General features: G+C 27.0%; 5 protein-coding genes and 1 pseudogene. All 6 read right to left on the bottom strand.

The window, feature by feature from the left end; genetic code table 11:
* A pseudogene (locus tag Q0V09_RS08920) lies at nt 1-472 on the bottom strand (hypothetical protein); the annotation flags it as partial.
* Between the two features lie 9 nt (nt 473-481).
* Nucleotides 482-1045 carry a phage tail protein gene (locus Q0V09_RS08915; RefSeq protein ID WP_297406451.1) on the bottom strand — a complete coding sequence of 188 codons (564 nt, stop codon included), beginning with the start codon at nt 1043-1045 and terminating at the stop codon, nt 482-484.
* Nucleotides 1045-2127 (bottom strand): baseplate J/gp47 family protein, encoded by a 1083-nt coding sequence (locus Q0V09_RS08910; RefSeq protein ID WP_297406449.1) that lies wholly within the window; start codon nt 2125-2127, stop codon nt 1045-1047. The genes Q0V09_RS08915 and Q0V09_RS08910 overlap by 1 nt, the downstream gene beginning before the upstream one ends.
* Nucleotides 2120-2395: a hypothetical protein gene (locus Q0V09_RS08905; RefSeq protein ID WP_297406447.1), complete on the bottom strand. Its 276-nt coding sequence runs from the start codon at nt 2393-2395 to the stop codon at nt 2120-2122. Before Q0V09_RS08905 ends, Q0V09_RS08910 begins: the two co-directional genes overlap by 8 nt.
* Nucleotides 2389-2982, bottom strand: a complete 594-nt coding sequence (locus Q0V09_RS08900; RefSeq protein WP_297406445.1) for a phage tail protein — start codon at nt 2980-2982, stop codon at nt 2389-2391. The genes Q0V09_RS08905 and Q0V09_RS08900 overlap by 7 nt, the downstream gene beginning before the upstream one ends.
* A gap of 13 nt (nt 2983-2995) precedes the next feature.
* On the bottom strand, nt 2996-3517 hold the full coding sequence (locus tag Q0V09_RS08895) for a hypothetical protein (RefSeq protein WP_297488678.1): 522 nt from the start codon (nt 3515-3517) through the stop codon (nt 2996-2998).
* Nucleotides 3518-3812 lie beyond the last annotated feature (295 nt).

The following is a 3812-nucleotide window of genomic DNA, read 5'->3' as shown; positions in this document are numbered from 1 at the left end:
TTTCAAGATCATAAACTGTAACAAAGACTAAAGATTTATCTATTGTTATTTCAACCTTAGCATCACTTGTAATTCCGATATGAACCTCTCTAACTCTTTCTAGTATATTTCCACTAGCTCCTGCAGGATAAATCTCTCCAACACCATCATTAATATAAGCAAATAAAACCTCTTCTTTTCCTGTAGTTGTAGCAAAAAGTCCTACTTCTTTTAGTTGAACTTCTTCAGGGAACGATTCATTTGTAAAGCTAGTATTAATCATAATTTCACTATCATTAATTCGTTCTTTAAATCCAATTGGATTATCTTTATAAAAAGAAATTATATCCCTTAGATTTTTAGCTTCATCTGTAGAGTTTAATTCACCTTTTCCAAGTTTGAATTTAGTAAAATTAATTTCTGTGTTATTTAGGAGTGCAAATGCAAGGAGTTCTCTTCCTGCATTTGTTATTATTGCACCATCTGTTCTCATTGTTTCCTCCTATATAGGGTTATATTTATCTATTATCCTAGATGCATTATGGTCTCCAGTATAATAATTTATATTTATAAAATTTTCTTTTAGAAAAACAAGTTTTTTTAAATGTTGACTAAATTTTTTAGTATTATTTATCATTTCAGTAATTGAGTGAATTTTTGAATAGTCAACATTATCATCATATATATCAACTGAAAAATATCCAGGTTCTAGATTTCCTTCATACCATCTTTTAAGTTCAGCATTTTTAAAGTATATTTTCAAAATATCTTTAACAGCTCCAACAGTACCTTTTTTCATATGAATAGCCAGAGATTCTTGACAGGATTTTCTTTTTTCATCAATTGATGACTTAGGATTATAATAATCTATATGAAGTTCTTTACTAAGTAAATCAAGTTCCATTTCATTCATTTCTTTAATTCTATCAAAGTGTACAATTGTCTTGATTTGAGATATTAGATATTTTTGAATGATATTCTCACAAACAATATATACATCCTTATATTTGGATTTTGAGAGCCTAGGAGCGCTATTAATTAGATTACTATCAAATATTGTTTTCATTATTCAGCTCCTCTATAATTTAAAGTGATTGAATTACATTTAATTAAAGAAATATTTGTAATTTTTATTTCTTCTGGAGAAATAATCGTACATTTTTTTATGTTTTCATTTTTAATAATTCTAATAATGTCTTGATTATTTAAATTATCTCCAATTCCCATGCTTTTAAAATGATTATTTAGCTTATTAATTAAAGAAGATTTGATAGTTTCTACACTTCTTATTTCGCCTTCATAAAGATAGTAATCAATGTTTAAATCTATATTAATAATTGTAGGATCGTGAATGGTTACTAAGTCATTTAAAGGGAGCCTGTCAAGGCCAGTTAAAAATGATTTGATAGCTTCTTTTTCTTCAGTGGATATAGTTCCGTCATGTCCATAAACATAAATATTAATTTCATTAGGTTTAGGAGTTGTAATAATAACCTGGTTAACTTTAGAACTAACTTTTTTAACCCAAAACTTATACGAACCTTCACTTCCCGCGCTTGTAAAAGATTCGGGAAGTTCTTCTAATCTTTTCCTGTATTTCTCATCATTTTCTTTATCTCCACCTTTTGAAACTGCTTGAGGATTAGTACAAGACTCATAATAATCATATCTATCAATAATCTGTGTGATTTCTCCAGATAATATGTCTCCAATATCACCAATCTTTTCAGCTTGAGCTAAAACTGTTGTTTTAGTTTCTCCTATAGGAATAAGCCCTTCTTCTAAAGAATAAAAAATATTTTCTCCATGAATAAATCTTGTTCCTTTTTGTATAAATACATTTCTTTCAATTTTTTCTGATATATGACATTCCATAATAACTTTAGCACTTGATGCTTCAAGTCTTTTTGCTCTGTTTCCAAAGATAGTTCCTTTTAGATCTAATCTTTCTCCTTGTGCAAATGGTAAATAGTTTTGTAATGCTATATCATTCATTTCATACAATATATCTCCAAGAACCATTGAAAGAGTAGAGTAAATATGTGCTTTTTCATCTGCAGGAGTCAATTTTATTCCAGTAACCTCTTCATGAAGCTTTATTGCTTCATTATATATTTCATGAGCATCACCATTAATAAGTTTAATCATTTTTTTCTACCTCTACTTTAATAATAATTTGTTCATTTTCAATAAGACAATTAATATGTTTTAGTTTTAATTCTGGAATATATTTTTTAATTTGTGAATCTAGTTCTTGAGATAAAAAAGATGGAATCTTTGTTATTTGCATATCAATAATAGAAAAACTAATTCCTAAATCTCTAAAAAGAGGAACTGTTCCTCTATATGTATTTAGTATTACCCAAAGTTTCCTTAAAGTTTCATCTTTAGGTTCTCGAATATTTGTGACTACCATAGTCTAACCTTTCCCAATTCCTTAGTTATTACGGAATTAACCATTGCGACTGTTTTTCTCTCTAACATTTTTGTCCCCTTCTGTTGTATCTGTAATTGAGGTTTTTTAGTTATTTCTTCAATATATTCTTCTAAAGAAATATTACAATCAATAACTAAAGGAGTTCCAATTTTATCTGTTTTAGTTATTTTTCTAGAGAAACTTTTTATTATAAAATTGTGATCTCCTATCTTTTTACCGCCTAAAACTAAAGGGAAATGATGCCCTTCATTACAATATTTATTTAACTTTCCAATAGCTTCTGATACATTTGTTAAACTATAAAGTAATTTAATACCAAAGCTAACAGTTATCAACTCTCTTCCTTGATATTCTGTGATATCAGGACTATTAATTAAGGAATGTTTTTTTACTTTAGAAGCTATAGTGACTTCATAGTCATTCGGGGATAAAGTTTCAAGAGACGAAACTTTAAAAATTATTTTACCAAACGACCCAATACTATTCATTTTTGTATAAAAATCAATGGTATCTAAATAGTTACTTGTTTCTTCTCTAGCTATATCTGTTAATATTCCTTTTAGCATTTAACTCTCCCTCCTATAGCTTTAAAAAATCTTTAGCATAAATTATGAATGTAGATTTTATATCACCTAAAATATTTATTATTTTTGATTTGATTGAAATACTTTTAGTTCCATTAAGATTAATATCTTTAGCATTAACAGAAAAAGAATCACAATTAAAAGAAATATCTTTAGATGAGATTTCAATTTTTTCTTTAGAAACTATTTTAATACTATTATTTTTTCTATCTAAAGAAATATAATTTCCTTCGCAATCAAAAATAATAGTATCTTTAGTTCCGCTAGATGGATTTTTAGCAGAATAAAAACCTGCGATAACAAATCCGCGATCAGTATTATCATCAAAGAAAATAACTAATACTGGAGTATTTATATCTGGTAGTAAATATGATGTTTTTCCAAAACTTAAAAGAGTAGTAACTTGAAGATCTTCAGTAATAACCCCATCATATTCAAGCAATTTAACCTTAACAGTATAATCACTATCATTAACACTATGCACTTCCCCAATAGCGCCTTTTAAAAAACTAAACATATTTTCACCTTCTTTAAAAAAACATTGTAAATTCTGATGTTTTAATGTATTACTTATCCAAGGTAAAATGTTACGTTACCTTCCCGCATTTTAGTTTAGTAGAAATAAAACCAAGTGAAAACTTGGTTTTATTTTTTTATAAAATCATTGCAAACAAAAACGATATAATATATACTGACATCAGGAAAAGATAACCTGCTTTTCTCTCTTACGAGAAACTAAAAATAATATTTCAGCCAAATTCTATTTTTAGTTAATATTTTAAATAATTTTGTTTACAATGGGAAGCCAAGCA

The organism is uncultured Cetobacterium sp. (genome assembly GCF_947039425.1).
In the GTDB taxonomy this organism is placed as follows: Bacteria; Fusobacteriota; Fusobacteriia; order Fusobacteriales; family Fusobacteriaceae; genus Cetobacterium_A.
The sequence above is the reverse complement of the archived record's forward strand: the minus strand, read 5'-3'. Positions and strand labels throughout refer to the sequence as shown.

Coding starts and splice junctions, on each gene's coding strand:
- Q0V09_RS08910 (WP_297406449.1), bottom strand. CDS start 2,127: ATGATTAAACTTATTAATGGTGATGCTCATGAAATATATAATGAAGCA.
- Q0V09_RS08915 (WP_297406451.1), bottom strand. CDS start 1,045: ATGAAAACAATATTTGATAGTAATCTAATTAATAGCGCTCCTAGGCTC.
- Q0V09_RS08905 (WP_297406447.1), bottom strand. CDS start 2,395: ATGGTAGTCACAAATATTCGAGAACCTAAAGATGAAACTTTAAGGAAA.
- Q0V09_RS08900 (WP_297406445.1), bottom strand. CDS start 2,982: ATGCTAAAAGGAATATTAACAGATATAGCTAGAGAAGAAACAAGTAAC.
- Q0V09_RS08895 (WP_297488678.1), bottom strand. CDS start 3,517: ATGTTTAGTTTTTTAAAAGGCGCTATTGGGGAAGTGCATAGTGTTAAT.